The organism is Paenimyroides viscosum (assembly GCF_003858535.1).
Lineage (GTDB): Bacteria > Bacteroidota > Bacteroidia > Flavobacteriales > Flavobacteriaceae > Flavobacterium > Flavobacterium viscosum.
Genome location: NZ_RQTJ01000017.1, coordinates 1 through 13,729, shown reverse-complemented (window position 1 = coordinate 13,729; position 13,729 = coordinate 1). Strand labels below are relative to the sequence as shown.

The 13,729-nt window shown below is 33.4% G+C and carries 14 protein-coding genes, 1 tRNA gene and 1 pseudogene; 12 read left to right on the top strand and 4 right to left on the bottom strand.

Features of this window, described 5'->3' with window-relative positions; all coding sequences use genetic code 11:
• The first annotated feature begins 186 nt into the window (after positions 1-186).
• The 3 genes from EG242_RS09005 (at position 187) to EG242_RS08995 (ending at position 3,343) form a co-directional block, all read left to right on the top strand.
• Positions 187-1,101 (top strand): hypothetical protein, encoded by a 915-nt coding sequence (locus EG242_RS09005; RefSeq protein WP_124899565.1) that lies wholly within the window; start codon positions 187-189, stop codon positions 1,099-1,101.
• Between the two features lie 9 nt (positions 1,102-1,110).
• Positions 1,111-2,109, top strand: coding sequence for a T9SS type A sorting domain-containing protein (locus tag EG242_RS09000; RefSeq protein ID WP_124899564.1), 999 nt, complete (start codon positions 1,111-1,113; stop codon positions 2,107-2,109).
• A 196-nt stretch (positions 2,110-2,305) separates the two neighbouring features.
• The gene (locus tag EG242_RS08995; RefSeq protein ID WP_124899563.1) at positions 2,306-3,343 is read left to right on the top strand and encodes a hypothetical protein; all 1,038 of its coding nucleotides are present in this window, start codon (positions 2,306-2,308) and stop codon (positions 3,341-3,343) included.
• Here EG242_RS08995 and EG242_RS08990 read toward each other — a convergent pair.
• Positions 3,320-4,203, bottom strand: a pseudogene (locus tag EG242_RS08990) (IS982 family transposase). The gene EG242_RS08995 and the pseudogene EG242_RS08990 overlap by 24 nt on opposite strands.
• 213 nt (positions 4,204-4,416) lie before the next feature.
• Here EG242_RS08990 and EG242_RS08985 point away from each other — a divergent pair.
• Entirely contained in the window at positions 4,417-5,475 is a 1,059-nt protein-coding gene (locus EG242_RS08985) for a T9SS type A sorting domain-containing protein (protein WP_124899562.1), read from the top strand.
• A gap of 167 nt (positions 5,476-5,642) precedes the next feature.
• Here the strand turns inward: EG242_RS08985 and EG242_RS08980 are convergent, their stop codons facing one another.
• Both EG242_RS08980 and EG242_RS08975 read right to left on the bottom strand, forming a co-directional pair.
• A complete protein-coding gene (locus EG242_RS08980; protein WP_124899561.1) occupies positions 5,643-6,344 on the bottom strand; it encodes a Dph6-related ATP pyrophosphatase in 702 nt (233 codons plus the stop codon).
• 5 nt (positions 6,345-6,349) lie between these two features.
• Positions 6,350-6,991 (bottom strand): O-methyltransferase, encoded by a 642-nt coding sequence (locus tag EG242_RS08975; RefSeq protein WP_124899560.1) that lies wholly within the window; start codon positions 6,989-6,991, stop codon positions 6,350-6,352.
• Between the two features lie 174 nt (positions 6,992-7,165).
• On the opposite strand from EG242_RS08975, the gene EG242_RS08970 reads away from it, so the two are divergent.
• The 8 genes from EG242_RS08970 to EG242_RS08935 all read left to right on the top strand — a co-directional run bounded on the left by EG242_RS08970 (position 7,166) and on the right by EG242_RS08935 (position 13,183).
• Positions 7,166-7,345, top strand: coding sequence for a hypothetical protein (locus EG242_RS08970; RefSeq protein ID WP_124899559.1), 180 nt, complete (start codon positions 7,166-7,168; stop codon positions 7,343-7,345).
• A 25-nt stretch (positions 7,346-7,370) separates the two neighbouring features.
• Positions 7,371-8,411, top strand: a complete 1,041-nt coding sequence (gene rlmN, locus EG242_RS08965) for a 23S rRNA (adenine(2503)-C(2))-methyltransferase RlmN (protein ID WP_124899558.1) — start codon at positions 7,371-7,373, stop codon at positions 8,409-8,411.
• A 233-nt stretch (positions 8,412-8,644) separates the two neighbouring features.
• Positions 8,645-9,265 (top strand): hypothetical protein, encoded by a 621-nt coding sequence (locus EG242_RS08960; protein ID WP_124899557.1) that lies wholly within the window; start codon positions 8,645-8,647, stop codon positions 9,263-9,265.
• A gap of 88 nt (positions 9,266-9,353) precedes the next feature.
• Positions 9,354-9,887: an RNA polymerase sigma factor gene (locus tag EG242_RS08955; protein ID WP_235831894.1), complete on the top strand. Its 534-nt coding sequence runs from the start codon at positions 9,354-9,356 to the stop codon at positions 9,885-9,887.
• Complete coding sequence (locus EG242_RS08950) at positions 9,888-10,571, top strand: hypothetical protein (RefSeq protein ID WP_124899555.1); 684 nt, start codon at positions 9,888-9,890, stop codon at positions 10,569-10,571.
• Complete coding sequence (locus EG242_RS08945) at positions 10,571-11,602, top strand: hypothetical protein (RefSeq protein WP_124899554.1); 1,032 nt, start codon at positions 10,571-10,573, stop codon at positions 11,600-11,602. The genes EG242_RS08950 and EG242_RS08945 overlap by 1 nt, the downstream gene beginning before the upstream one ends.
• Before the next feature lie 10 nt (positions 11,603-11,612).
• Positions 11,613-12,101, top strand: a complete 489-nt coding sequence (locus EG242_RS08940; protein ID WP_124899553.1) for a thioredoxin domain-containing protein — start codon at positions 11,613-11,615, stop codon at positions 12,099-12,101.
• 107 nt (positions 12,102-12,208) lie between these two features.
• The gene (locus tag EG242_RS08935) at positions 12,209-13,183 is read left to right on the top strand and encodes a porin family protein (protein WP_124899552.1); all 975 of its coding nucleotides are present in this window, start codon (positions 12,209-12,211) and stop codon (positions 13,181-13,183) included.
• 34 nt (positions 13,184-13,217) lie between these two features.
• Here EG242_RS08935 and EG242_RS08930 read toward each other — a convergent pair.
• Positions 13,218-13,288 (bottom strand) — tRNA-Trp (locus EG242_RS08930).
• Positions 13,289-13,729 lie beyond the last annotated feature (441 nt).

Here is a 13,729-nt window from a genome sequence, read left to right as displayed (position 1 = left end):
TTAACATTTTGTTAAAATTTTGATTATATTTACAATACACTTAATTAAAAATTAGAACATTATGAAAAAATTACTTTTTTTACTGGGGGGGGGGTAGTAACCCTTACAGCATGTACAACAGACAGCATTTTTGACAACGCAGATCAACCAGACAACAGTTCACAAACAGCTGATGCTAATGGTGGAATGACTACCAATAGTTACACTGGAACTGTTGCAAACCCAAATGGCTACAAATCTTTTTGGGACATATACAACCGCGAGTATAGAGAAATGTGGTACCATTATGAAAACACAACGGCTTACCCAAGTACGCCGGCAACACGTCTTGTATTTGAGGTAACACCTTATATTGGCTTGGCTTATTCTGATAATGATGTGTTTGATAGTACATTTTTCGATGAAAGTACAAATATAGGAGAAGGACCATTTATCGGTTTACCTACACAATTCCCCAATATGTATCCAACTCCAACATTTAATGAAATTGGTAATTTTGTTCCGGCAAAGCCCATAACGTTATCCGGTTTTGCTGCACCAATTTGGGATAATACGGTACTTAGGGTGTTTTCTACAGATCATTGCCCTGTTATTGGTGCGAATATAAATAGTGCATACAATCCAAATTTTATTTATTTTGATATTTCGTCACCGCCTGCACCTTACCAAACATCTACTGCTATGGAACAAGATTTTTTATCTAAATACGGTAAAGTATTCTTTTATTATTGGGTAGCTAAAGATCCTGGAACGTCTTTGGTAATTGCCGATGGTTACATTACGGCATATTGCGATACAGGCGATACAACCTATTGGGCAGATACTACCATTCCGGCATCAAATTTACCGGGTGTAGGTTCTGCAAAATTATATAAAAATATTAGATGTAATGATAATGGTTTTCGTTCTTACGAACTTGTTTTAGAAGATGGTACGTACCCGTCTGAAACTGTATTTGCGAACCCTTTAAATGGGGTGAGTTATAGAGTAAGTATTGAAACTTTTAGAGGAGGGTATAGCTATGGGGGTGGTCCTAGTTCTGGTATTGGTGGTACCGCTATGGGTGGTACCGCTTCAACAGTAAAACTAGAATTAAATTAACATAAAACAATGAAAAAAATAGCCCAACATATCATCATCTTGTATGTGTTTTTTATTTGTTTTGCAACACAGGCCCAAACTTTTTTTGCCGAAGATTTTAATAGTTACCCCACGGGTCATTTAAATACCAACTATGATGATACCACCCCTGGACTTGGGGGGTGGTTGGTATCAAGGAGCCCTACTAGTTCAGCCACAGGAATGATTACTGCAGAGGCAGGTAAAGGCAACGTGCTAACAATAACATCCAGTTCAACTACACAAACAGATAGCTACACTTTCAGGCAAGAAGACGGTTTTTTAACCACATTGTGGAACAACCGTACCCCGGGAAACAACATCTTTAAATTTGAATATGAGTTTTATGGGGTGGGTACCTTTGGTGTTTCTGGAAGTATATTAAATAATTTTACTATAGTTAATATTGGCTTTCAATCACTAACAAACTTAAAACGCATATTGGGTAATTACTTAGATAATACCAGCAGTAAAACACTTATTTTAAAAAATTACAACACCACACCCTTTCCGCACAATATGTGGATAAAGGCAGAAATGTTTGTAGATTACAACAACAATAATGTATATTTTTACATACCTACATTAAACCTACAAGCAACAGCACCTTTTTATCATAATACCATACCTTTTGCTTTAGATTTTGATGCAGGGAGTTTAGGAGCAACATCTATTATAAAAATAGACAACATTAAAGTGTCAGGTTTAAAAACATTACCGCCTTATATATTAAGCACCAATGAACAATTGTCTGCAAAATTTAATATGTTCCCAAACCCGGCAACAAACGTTGTAAACATAACAAACAGTGAAAATATGTTGGTTAACAAAGTTGTTATTTACGATATTAGCGGTAAGCAGTTAAGTACCCAAAGTTTTAACAACGAAGGTGGGATACAACTAAATGTAGAAAACCTGGCAAGCGGTACCTATATGTTGTACTTGCAAACAACAGAGGGTATTGCAGTTAAAAAGTTGGTTAAGAAGTAGTATCTTCTATTTTGTAAATTGTATTGCTGTATAATTTAATAGCAAAATCCGAGTAAATCATTGCAATTTGTGGTGAAAAGTCAAACGAGTAAGAGTTAAGTAGTTGTTTATGTAAAATTTAATTTTTTATTTTATTTAACAGGGTGTTAAAAATTTTGTTATATTTACAATACAATCAATTAAAAAAATAATTATTATGACAAAATTTACCAAAATTTTGTGGGGGGGGGTAGTTGCCTTAACCCTTACAGCATGTGCAACAGACAGCGTTTTTGAAGATGTAGAAATGCAACCACAAGAAGAGGCCGGTTCACAGTACCAAACCAACAGTTTTAATAACAACAATAGTGGGCAAAGTGCTTGGTATAGTTCAACTGGTATAGGTTGGTGGGGTGATAATTATATTTCGCCATGGGATATATGGTATAGAAATCATCCTAGTCCCGTTCCTGGTTTTGGTATTTTACAGCCTTGGTATTATATAACAAACGGTAATGTAGATGACCATTCTATTTATGATATTAGAGTATATTCGTATGTAGGGCTGGCGTATTTTGATGGAGTTAACGATGGAGTTTTTGATGATACAAATCCACATTCTCCTAATTCTATTTCTTTAACTACAAATTTCCCTACTTTGTATGCTAATAACCAAGAAGTAGGAAATTTGGTTAGAGTTGCAAATATGTTTACTGTACCTGCTAATAGCGGGCTCCGTATAGAAGATAAATTGCTGCATCTAGCTAACACTCAAAACCCAGCTCAAGGATCTGGTCAAGGTTTCTTTTTTTTAGCTAATATAACTCCTCAAGAACAAGATTTGTTATATAACTATGGTAAAGTTTTTTTCTACGAAGTAGAAGTTTACGATAGTACTACAGGTGCATTGGTGTTAAGTACCTTAATGCATCCTGAAATAAAAACGTTACCTTCAGGTCCACCAGATTTGAGAGATCATGGTTGGAAACGCGTAAAAGATTTAGGGGGTAATCTATTATCAGGTGCCATACCTGGCATTGCTGCTACGGCACCACTATATTACTTTCATGATGATACCCCAGGAGTGCCACAAGATACACAATGGGATATTGCGGCACCTTTCGATGGCAATCTTTGCAATTCACGAGAAGTGGTTTTTGATGTTGGAACTGGTGTACCTCATGAGGTGGATATTGACAGTACCTATAAATTAAAATTAACCCGTAGTGCATTATCCAACGAGATTAATTTTTAATTTGTTGATGTTTCTATTAAACACAAATCTATTCAAATATTGAATAGCGGTAAGTGTTGTAATTTTAGTCAAAATTCTTGTTTTATATCCCTGAAAAGTTTTGGCATAATTCCTTCTTATCATAAACTGGTCACATAGTTGAGAGAATAAAGTCTCAATCCTTTTCCTGTATTTTTTAAAGGGATAAAACTGTGGTTTATAGTCTTTCTGATTTTTTCTTTTTGGCGTTTCCAATTGTATATTTACCTCCTTAAATAAGTCTAGCTGTATAGTGCTAGAAAGATAGCCCTTATCGGCAAGTATCACACAGTCGGATAGTTGCATTTTAATATCTTGTAAATAATGAATATCATGAACCGAAGCAGGAGATAAATCAAAGCTCTGAAAACACCATTAATTGAACAAACAGCGTGTAATTTATACCCGTAAAAATGTAAGTTTTGAGAGGCACAAAATCCTTTATTTGGAATAGCGTAATCTGTTTCTTTACAAATTTTACTACGTGATGAGCGTGAAATTTTACAAACCTCCAACGGCATACTATCTACTACAAAAAAGGTTTCAAACTCATTAAATTTTTCAACCATTTTCATTCTGATTTCTTCCATAAATGGAAATAGTTTTCTTTTTCTTCTGTTATAAACGCTTCGCTCAATTCTGGATGCAATTTCAAAACCTTTTATGTCTCTAAAAAGTTGATGTTCAGAATCAATCGATTTGAATTCCGCCAAAATCATTAAGCTAATCAATTCTATATCAGATAGCTTTGGCTTTATTGGCTTGAAATACATATTTTCAAATTCTGCTATTTTACGTAATTCGATTAAAATTAATTTGTAACTTGCTTCTAAGTTGCTCATAATTGTATCTGATTGTTAGTCAATACAATATACTAATTATTAGTGTTTTGAGCAACTTTTTTATAATGCACTACGGGTTAAAATTAGGCTTTTTTGCTTCGGGCCAAACAGGTTGGATAAATTCTGCCCTTCATTTAACCGTTACAGGTAGATAGATTTTAATAAACAAGGCTGCGCAAGCAGCCTGTACTTTTAATTACTTATTATGAAATTATGAAAAAGAATTTATTTATTATACTTTTACTATTGTCTGTAAGCTACACCAACAGTCAGGTATTGTACACCGAAAATTTCGACAATCACAGTGTTGGTAATTTAGGTACCAATACCACAGGTACTATGCCTGGACAATGGGGTTGGTTTACCTATTCTCAAAATACACAGTCTAACAGTTTTTTTACCATTGTAAACGAAACCGGTAGGGGCAAGGTGCTAGACATAAGCACAGGGTTAACAAGTGCTGAATCTCTTCTTGCTTTTAAAACAAACCTAAGCCCGTTAATAAATAACCGCAATACAGGTAATGATGTTTTGATGTTTGAAATTGACTATTACACCGGTTCAAAACATGCTACCAACACAGCTGGAAACACAAGTAGAATTGTTATAGCAGGTAATGATGGTAACGTATTAACTTATCCTACAGCAACAAATTTAGCGGTGGTTGCATTAGAAAAAACAGTCGGTAAATTCAGCGCTCACCCTTTTGTAAGTAATAATACAGCAATCGGCGAGTATATACCTTTTAATACGTGGATTAAATTTGTTTTTTATTTAGATTATACAAACAGAAAAGTATATTTTGAAATTCCTTATTTAAATAAAGTTTTTGTAACAGATTTTTTAAAGAACGAAACTTCTATCAATTTAATTCAAGATTTTCCTATTAATTCTATTTTATTAGATGCAGGTGTTGTAAGTGGTATAAATAACCCGCAAATATATACCCGCAACCGTTACGATAACATTAAAATAACGGCATTAGGCGCGGTGCCGCCAGAGGTTATTAATTTAGGTATTAACGAACAATTGTCTGCAAAATTTAATATGTTCCCAAACCCGGCAACAAACGTTGTAAACATAACAAACAGTGAAAATATGTTGGTTAACAAAGTTGTTATTTACGATATTACAGGCAAAAAATTGAACACACAAAATTTTAATGGTGAAACCAAAATACAATTAAATGTAGAAAATTTAGCAAGTGGCACCTATATGCTGCACATACAAACCAACGCAGGTACAGCAGTTAAAAAGTTGGTTAAGAAGTAGTATCTTCTATTTTGTAAATTGTATTGCTGTATAATTTAATAGCAAAATCCGAGTAAATCATTGCAATTTGTGGTGAAAAGTCAAACGAGTAAGAGTTAAGTAGTTGTTGATCAAAACAAACTTACCGATAAACAACAACAAAACGCTTTCCAATAAGAAGCGTTTTGTTATGAACTTATTTTTGCTTGCCAATATTCAAACGTTTTTGTTTTTCCGTTGTCTAACTTAATATCGTACGAAATTTTATTGGTGTGTAAAATAGTAAAATCTACTTTGTTTTTAAACAATCTACCTGCATAAGATAGGGTATGGTATTCGCCATTTTCTCCGCAAACATCAACATCATCAGGAAATAAGCTAATGGTTTCATGGTTTAAATCTTTACCAATAAATGTTTCATTTAATTTATTGGCTTGGGTAACAATAATTTTTGTTTTAATTCCCGATTTTAAAAAATCGTTCATCACTTCTGCCGATGACATATTCCAAAGCGGTTCAACAACCTCAATACCTAAAGGATTTAATTTGTTTTCACGATACGTTTTTATATCGGTCAAAAAAATATCTCCAAAAATAAAATGTGTAACACCTTGTTTCTTAAAAAAATCAACGGTATCGCTCATTTTACTATCGTAATCAGATAAATCTTTAGCAAATAATACCGTATATAGTGGAATGCCAATGCTTTTGGCTTGTTTATCCAAAATATCTACTGGAATAGAATGTACAGAAGATGTTAAAGTTTCTTGGTTGATGGTTGTTAGTAGCGAAACAACATTAAATTCATCTTGCTCAAGTATTTTTAGCAAAGCCAAAGCAGAATCTTTTCCGCCACTCCAATTAAATACCGCTTTTTTTCTTTTAGTCATTAATTTTATTTTATTCTACTAACCGTTAAACCATCGCGTATCGGCAGTAAAACCGTTTCAACCCGTGTATCTTCATTCACAAGTTTATTAAACTCTAAAAGTATCGGTGTTGATTTATCGTTTTTTTGAACATCTTCTAAAACCTTTCCGCTCCACAATACGTTGTCCGATAGAATAATTCCGCCTTTATTCATCATAGGGACAATTAAATTCCAATAATTAATATAGTTTTCCTTATCGGCATCAATAAATACCAAATCGAATTTTTTGTTCAAAGTAGGTACTATATCCAAAGCGTTCCCAACATGCTGAATAATCTGGTCTTTAAATGCCGAGGCGCTGAAATATTTCTGTTGAATATCTTCCAATTCTTCATTAATATCAATGGTATCAATAGTTCCGTTCGTTGCCAAACCTTCTGCCATACATAAGGTAGCATAACCAGTGTATGTTCCCAATTCTAAAATATGTTTTGGTTGAATGATTTTTGAAAGCATACTCAACACACGCCCCTGAAAATGACCGCTTAACATACGTGGTTGCAGTATTTTTTGATACGTTTCCTTATTTAACTGCTGTAAAAGCTCAGGTTCGGCTGCAGAATGTTTTTCTATATAATTCTCTAATTCTTCTGAAATAAAATGCATATACTTTTATTTTCTGGTAAAGATAATCAACAATTTTATAAATAGTTCAATGTTTTGTAGTTTATGATTTGATAATAGTAAGGCTTAAAATGTTAAATATCAAATAATAAACAGTTGTTTTTTATCGTTATAAAGTAAAAATATTATATTTAGAAACTATTTAATAATAAAAACATGAACACTACATTTAAAAATGCCATTGTTGGTTTAGGCTTTGTAAGCTGTGCAATGATTTTAACGGCAATTATATCTTTAGGAACAGCAAATAACAATAAGGACGCTCATTTACTTGCCAAAGCAAAAATCACAAAAGCGGTTACAGCAACTTCAACCGAAATTCAAAATATAAAATAGCTTTTTTTTGTTGTAACTTTGCAGCATGAATACAGTTAAAAAAGACATACGCAGTTTAACCAAAGAGCAAATACGTGACTTTTTTGTGGCGCAGGGCGATAAAGCTTTTCGTGGTAATCAGGTGTATGAATGGTTGTGGAGCAAGGGCGCGCATAGTTTTGACGATATGACAAACATATCAAAAGAAACCCGCATTTTGTTAGAACAGCACTTTGTAATAAACCACATTCAGGTAGATACCATGCAGCACAGCAACGACGGTACTATAAAAAATGCGGTACGTTTACACGATGGTTTAATTGTAGAATCTGTTTTAATTCCTACCGAAAAACGTACAACAGCCTGCGTGTCGTCGCAAGTTGGTTGCAGTTTAGACTGTAATTTCTGTGCAACGGCGCGTTTAAAGCGCATGCGTAATTTAGGTCCCGATGAAATTTACGATCAAGTCGTGGCTATTGATCAGGAAAGCAGACTGTATCACAACCGTCCGCTATCCAACATTGTGTTTATGGGAATGGGCGAACCGTTGATGAACTATCCGAATGTAATGAAAGCGATCGAAAAAATCACTTCAGACGAAGGTTTGGGAATGTCGCCAAAACGTATTACCGTATCCACTTCGGGTGTTTCAAAAATGATTAGAAAAATGGCAGACGATGAGGTTAAATTCAATCTGGCTGTTTCACTGCATTCGGCAATCGAAGAAACCCGAAACAAAATCATGCCATTTACCAAAAGTTTTCCGTTACAAGAACTGCGCGAAGCGTTAGAATACTGGTACCGAAAAACAAAAAGCAAAATCACTTACGAATATGTAGTTTGGAAAGGCATTAACGACGATAAAAAAGCCATTGATGCGTTGGTGAAATTCTGCAAATATGTACCCTGCAAAGTAAACATCATTGAATACAACCCAATTGACGATGGCGAATTTCAACAAGCCGACCCAGTTGTTATCGATGCGTATCTTAAAGCATTAGACAATGCCGGTATTGTAGCAAAAGTGCGCCGATCTCGCGGAAAAGACATTGATGCTGCCTGCGGACAATTGGCTAATAAATCATAATTTACTTTAATTTTGTCATTCCGGACTTGATCCGGACACGAGCTTGCGAACTGACGAAGTAATCTCATTATAATTAATCTTTCATTTTTAATAGTAATTATTTGAAGCTTTTTCCGGCTTTCCGCTATATCTTTCTTGTTGCCCGAGCGGAGTCGACGGCAACAAGAAAGGATACCGCTGCAATCCGGGCTATGAATTCCGAAGTTTTTATTATATTGGTTGAAAAATAAATAATGTTTCAATATATAAGAACAATTCTTTTCTCAATCCTATTTATTATTACATCAAATTTTGATGTTTATGGGCAATCTCACAATGAATACGAAATATATTCAACCATAATTAATAATAAAGAAATTAATTGGACAAATAAAAATACAATTCTTGTTATTAGAAATGTAAAATTACATGATGATTCAAGAGAGTTGTTAAATATGTTAAAAGCTGATCAAGAGTTGATTCTTTCAGGTTTTTTTGACGATGAATCAGCAAAGAAATATGAAACCGATCAAAATTATCAAGATGCTCTTTTAGGTTTGCTAAAAACTTCGACTCAAAAAATCAAAATCAAATCTTTTGTTGATCCAACATTTAATCTTAAGTCAATTAGCAAAAGAAAATTCAATTCTTTCTTTAAACGTGATATTTATAAGGATTGGGATCAAATATATAAAAAATATCAATCAAATTGGGTAGTCGAATTTTCCAAAGTAAGTTTTTCAGGAAATTATGCAGCGGTATATTACGGTTATCACTGTGGAGGTTTGTGTGGTTCTGGACAATTATTAGTTTTAGAAAAGAAAGATTCTGCAAATTGGGTAGTCATTTCTACAGTAAATCTATGGATGAGTTAATCATTCAAAAAAAATAGTTAAAAAAAAACAATCATCTTACAACCTTTTCCGTTTCTTTTGCGTCTATGTATGTAAAGAGTCAAAACAATTGAATCTAAAAACAAGTTTTACCGAGTCTGAATTAATAAATCAGGTACAAAACAACAACCGCGCGGCACAAAAACAATTGTTCGATCAGTTTTCGCCAATCATGTTAAGTACCTGCAGGCAGTATATAAAAGATCTTCACAATGCTGAAGATGTAATGCTGTGCGCTTTTATGAAGGTGTTTCAAAACATAAATCAGTACCGGAACGACGGTAGTTTTGAAGGTTGGATCCGCAAGATTATGATTCGCGAAAGCCTTTCGTTTCTTCGGTCAAAAAAAGAACTCAATTTTATAGAAGATGCCAGTCAGTCGGTATTAAGTGTGGTTTCAGATTCTTATGAAATATCAAACGATTACCAAAAACTGATTGACGATTTGCCCAAAGGCTGCCGATACATTTTTGTATTGAGTGTGATTGAAGGTTACAAACATCAGAAAATTGCCGAAATGCTGAATATTTCTGTCGGAACATCAAAATCGCAACTGGCATACGCTAAAAAATTACTAAAACAACAAATTGAATTAATACGATAGATGATGGAGGATTTTGAAAAAGATATAAAAGAACATTTTCAGCAACGGCAAATAAAACCTTCTGGAAATGCTTGGGAAAAAATGGAACAGATGCTAAATGCAGATAAACCTGTTCAGCAAGAAACCAAAACTATTTATTACATGCTATCGGCTGCAGCATCGGTCTTGTTGTTTATAGGTTTGTGGATTGTATTTCAGAAAGAAAATCAAGTTCAATTTCCTGAAACAAAACCCACGGAACAATTCGTTGTAAACAAACCTAAAGATGCTACACCTATCAAAAACGAAGAAGAAAAAAAATCAGTATTAATCCGAGATAAAGAACTGATTGTTGCTAATAAGTTTCCGACTAAAGTTCATTTAACGAAATCGGTTTCAACAGAAATTGTTCAAAATAATAGAGATCAGCCAAAAGAAAATGAAGTAGGTGAGGTGGTGCAAAATCATCACATCATTCAAAAATCAGATCAAAAAATAGAAGAAAAGGTTTTGGCGCATCAATCTAAAGTAGAAATTAAAGTAAATCGTGAACGTTTACTTCGCAGCGCGGAGATTGAACGACAAATTGACAACATAACTACCGAAGAAAAATCTATTAGAAAAGATATTGTTCTTTGGAAGTTGATAAAAGAAAAACACAATAACTTTATTGGAAATTTTACTAACACTGTAGAGATAGAATAATGAAAAAAGTAATTTTAACCACCGTTTTTTTATTGAGCCTTTTAAATCTTCAGGCACAAGAATTTTTTAGCGAAAAACGTCCAGTACAATCGGTAAATCAATTTACCAAAAAGGTTAACGATATTTCGTATGATATTGATTTAATCATAAAAAACAATAAAGACAAACTGGCACAAGAGTTGAACGAAATCGATCAAAAAGTAGAAAACAACGAGTTAACAAAAGCCGAAGCTGATAAGTTGCGCAACGAAAAAGCCGAGTTTTATGCCAAGCAAATTGAAGAAGAAACCGAAAAGCAATCAGATAAAATAAAAATACTTATCAATAATAAAATTGAAGATAATATCAATTTTAGTTCTGATATGACAGCGTATCAAAAGCAATTAATAGAAAATAAATCATTATTTATGGTAGAGTATAGATTACTTGGGCACAGTTTCTTACTTATTGATGAGACTGCATATAAAGATTATTATGCAAGTGGTTTTCTTTCTTCTGTTGGAGTTGGAATGGGGGCTAAAACGCGTGTAGGAAAAGAAACTTCTCGTATTTATTGGAAATCTATGTTAGACGTTAATTTCCATCTATTTAAGATAAAAGATAATAAAACATTTGAGAATATTAATAACGAAACTGTTTTAGTTGATATCGATTTTCCTGTAACTAATTCAAGAATGAATTTTACTGAACTAAATTGGTCTAATTATTTGGAGTATGATTTTTCGAAAAGAAAATATGATGAGTTCGGAAATTCTATTATAAAATCTCGTCAATCATTTTATGTAGGTCTAGGAGGGTTTTTAGGATATTCACAATTAAGCAGACAATTAGAATATGAAGTTGATGGAGAAAAATACAGACAAACAACTGCTGCAAAATTCAATTCCAATCAATTTATTTATGGAGTAGGAGCTTATGTTGGTTATCAAAATTTTAGTTTAAGAACAACATATAATTTAAACTCTATATTTAAAAGATCGTTTTCAGATCAAAACATATTTAATGTAAGTTTGGTGTTAGAATTGTTTTAAACCAAATACTATGAAAAAAATAATTTTATTTATCGCCCTGTGTTTTTTTACAGCTTCATCATTTGCCCAAGCCGAAATTAAAACACTTACTGCAAAACAAGTCTATGATTTAATACAGCAGTCCAATAAACCTTCAATTGTTGAGTTTTGGGTTCCAAATTGTTCAAATAATGTTGAGATTGTAAAAGAATATAAAAAAGTTGTTGAAAAATATGGTAATGAAATAGATTTTTATTTAATGGGCATTACCGCAAAGCCAGAATTAGTACAAGAACTTATTGATAAAACAGGCTTTAATTACCCATTATATATTATTAATGTGGCCCAGCAAATTAATTTAATGGAAAAGCGAACGGTATTTGAACAACAGTTTCTATCACTTTTTAAAAAGAAACATAGGCAATTTATAAGGGTGTATATAACAAAAGATCATAAAGTGTTAAAAATCAATAAAGCTTTAGATATTGATGAAAAAACATTGGGTAGATTATTAGAGTAAGAGTGTCAGAATTTATAATTAAATGTTAAAAACGGCACAGCATTTGTTGTTCATTGTAACAAATTACTAAATTATACTACTCACTCTAAAAATTAAAAAGAACAAAAATGAAAAAACTATTATGTATTGCCTTGTTAGCTTTTGGTGCTAATGCACAAAATACCGATGCTGTAAATTATATAATCAACAATCAAGTATTAAAAACAGCTTATGAGAGTGAAATGTTAACATTTAAAGAAAAAATAGCCGTTGTAAACGAGCAAGTTTCAGAAGATGCTATAACAGAAAATCAAGCCTATCAAATTATTTCACTCATAATGGCACAAGAACAAGCCGAGGATACAGTTGATGCAGCCGATGAAAATTACGATTACGATTGGGGCAAAGAAACATCACCTTTCGATTTTGCAATGGCCGTACAAATGGATACCATTGTTAAATACGGCACCAAAACAACACCTTATTTAGCATTTGGTGTAGGTAACGTAGCTACCGATGGCGCTTTTGCAAATTCAGAATTCGGTTATATGCGTTCAAACTACTTCGAGTGGGGAGTTGCCGCACGTACACCTTTCAGCAAAACCAACAACAAATGGGGTATTCGTTACGGTTTAGGCTTTAAATACAATGGTTTGGCAACAACACAAAATCGAATGTTTGGTTTAAGGGGTGAAAATCAAACTGTCACAATGTCTGCTCCAATAAATTTACGTAAAAATTATGCGTATTTCCGCAACACCTATGTAACAATTCCTATTTCGTTAGATTTTACAACCACTTCAAAAACATATAACGAAGCAAACCGTCGTTTTACAACAAAAGAAGGAATCAACTTTGGAATTGGTGGATACGTTGGTTACAACATCAACTCAAAACAACACTTACGATATGAAGTTGGAGATTATAAAAACTATGAACAACAAAAAGGAGATTGGAATGTAAACGATTTTCAATATGGCTTAACAGCTTACGCAGGTAAAGACCACTTTAAGTTAGTATTCAAGTACGATTTAAGTCCTGTGTTCAGTAACAATGCAGTAGATCAAAATTATTGGAGTATCGGACTTCAGTTAGGATTATAAAAATAAAAACCAGCTATCAGCTGGTTTTTTTATGCACGGGTGGAGGGATTCGAACCCCCATCAACGGTTTTGGAGACCGCTATTCTACCCTTGAACTACACCCGTAGAGTAATTCGGTTGCAAATATAAAGGCAAAAAGCTTACAAAACCTAATAATTCATCTAAAGAAATTTCTCTTAAAACCTAAATTGTTTAAGTTCAGTACCTTTAAAGATGTATAGAATATTTAGGGCGTTCCCTTTTAATTCCGTTTCAAAACAAAATCCAGTAAATTTACTATAACAGCACAAAAGAAAATTCAAGTAGACAGTCGGGTCGGGCTATTCGCTCCAAGTCCTCGCTCGTCGTACCTCCTCACTGCGGGCTATCCGCTGCTATCCCTAACGCAAGCTGAATCGCATCCTGTCACTGCGAAGTTGAGAAGTTGTATAATTAAACTCACCGTGTCTCAGGTTTTCTGTATAATGTATATTGCATTTTAGCACAGCATAATAAAATCCGAGTAAATCAATGTAATCCGTGGTTAAATAATTTCAAATCCTTATT

Coding starts and splice junctions, on each gene's coding strand:
- EG242_RS09005 (WP_124899565.1), top strand. CDS start 187: ATGACTACCAATAGTTACACTGGAACTGTTGCAAACCCAAATGGCTAC.
- EG242_RS09000 (WP_124899564.1), top strand. CDS start 1,111: ATGAAAAAAATAGCCCAACATATCATCATCTTGTATGTGTTTTTTATT.
- EG242_RS08995 (WP_124899563.1), top strand. CDS start 2,306: ATGACAAAATTTACCAAAATTTTGTGGGGGGGGGTAGTTGCCTTAACC.
- EG242_RS08985 (WP_124899562.1), top strand. CDS start 4,417: ATGAAAAAGAATTTATTTATTATACTTTTACTATTGTCTGTAAGCTAC.
- EG242_RS08980 (WP_124899561.1), bottom strand. CDS start 6,344: ATGACTAAAAGAAAAAAAGCGGTATTTAATTGGAGTGGCGGAAAAGAT.
- EG242_RS08975 (WP_124899560.1), bottom strand. CDS start 6,991: ATGCATTTTATTTCAGAAGAATTAGAGAATTATATAGAAAAACATTCT.
- EG242_RS08970 (WP_124899559.1), top strand. CDS start 7,166: ATGAACACTACATTTAAAAATGCCATTGTTGGTTTAGGCTTTGTAAGC.
- rlmN (WP_124899558.1), top strand. CDS start 7,371: ATGAATACAGTTAAAAAAGACATACGCAGTTTAACCAAAGAGCAAATA.
- EG242_RS08960 (WP_124899557.1), top strand. CDS start 8,645: ATGTTTCAATATATAAGAACAATTCTTTTCTCAATCCTATTTATTATT.
- EG242_RS08950 (WP_124899555.1), top strand. CDS start 9,888: ATGATGGAGGATTTTGAAAAAGATATAAAAGAACATTTTCAGCAACGG.
- EG242_RS08945 (WP_124899554.1), top strand. CDS start 10,571: ATGAAAAAAGTAATTTTAACCACCGTTTTTTTATTGAGCCTTTTAAAT.
- EG242_RS08940 (WP_124899553.1), top strand. CDS start 11,613: ATGAAAAAAATAATTTTATTTATCGCCCTGTGTTTTTTTACAGCTTCA.
- EG242_RS08935 (WP_124899552.1), top strand. CDS start 12,209: ATGAAAAAACTATTATGTATTGCCTTGTTAGCTTTTGGTGCTAATGCA.